Below are 1,050 nucleotides of genomic sequence, written 5' to 3' on the forward strand. Positions count from 1 at the left end.
AAAAAGATTGATTTTTGACATGAACCTATTATATGATAGGCTCGAATTGTTCTACTGAGTCGAGAAATCGAGTTAAATACAAGGAACTAAGACTCTATCACCCATCGCCCCTATTTTCCCTCGATCTTGGAGAAAAAGAGTGTCACAAGCTACTCCATCCCTACAATCTAATCTCAAACAATGGCTACGGGCCAGCGCACCTTCCCTATTTCAAATTAAACAGCGTTTGAGCGCCCGTCGTTGGCCGAAAAAATCGATCGTTATTTACACAGAAAAATATCGTCCCATGCGTCCAGCGGAAATTTGGCAACGCGGGGCCAGTGGCACACAGGCATCGGTGGCTTTTTTAGCGCAGGAATGGACGAAATGCGGCTATAAAGTGACGATTTTTGGCAATTGTGAGGGTATGGAAGGGGAACAGGACGGTATTCGCTATGTTAATTATTACCACATGAATTGGCAGGATCACTTTGAGACATTGGTGATCTCTCGTCATCCCACCTATTGCCGTCCGGGTACCAAGGCAGAACGAATTTTTTTTGATTGGCAAGATATTAAAGTGCCGGCAGACTCCTATACCCCGGAAATTTTGGCTAGATATGACAAAATTTTCTGTAAAAGCCAATATCAACGGGATTTACTGGATTTCTGTGCCGATAATCAATGTCCGATTGTTCCTAATGGTATCGATACTTCCCTTTTGGCTATAAGTGAGACAGTGCCGGAAAGTGAGTATCTTCCCTATCGTCTAGTCTATGCCTCTCGTTATTATCGCGGCCTAGAGTCGATGTTAAAGCATGGCTGGCCGATTATCAAGGCGGCAATTCCCGCGGCCGAGTTACATCTCTACTATGGTTTTACTAAACGGGATGGCAGTGGCGATCGCAGGGAATGGCGCGATAATTTAATCGCTTTGATTAAAGCTAGTCCGGGGGTAGTTGATCGCGGAATGATGGGTTATCGTCAACTAATCGAGGAAAAAGCGCGCTCTGCTATTCATTACTACGGTTGCACCTATCGTGAGATCGATTGTATTTCTGTGCGCGAGTC

General features: G+C 45.0%; 1 protein-coding gene. It reads left to right on the plus strand.

What is annotated here, in order from left to right; translation table 11 throughout:
- Positions 1–139 precede the first annotated feature (139 nt).
- Positions 140–1,050, plus strand: a 911-nt coding sequence (locus PX636_RS22090) for a glycosyltransferase family protein (RefSeq protein ID WP_288118925.1), incomplete at its 3' end; no start/stop codon positions are given.

This window comes from Microcystis sp. M53598_WE2 (assembly GCF_030067735.1).
Classification (GTDB): domain Bacteria; phylum Cyanobacteriota; class Cyanobacteriia; order Cyanobacteriales; family Microcystaceae; genus Microcystis; species Microcystis aeruginosa.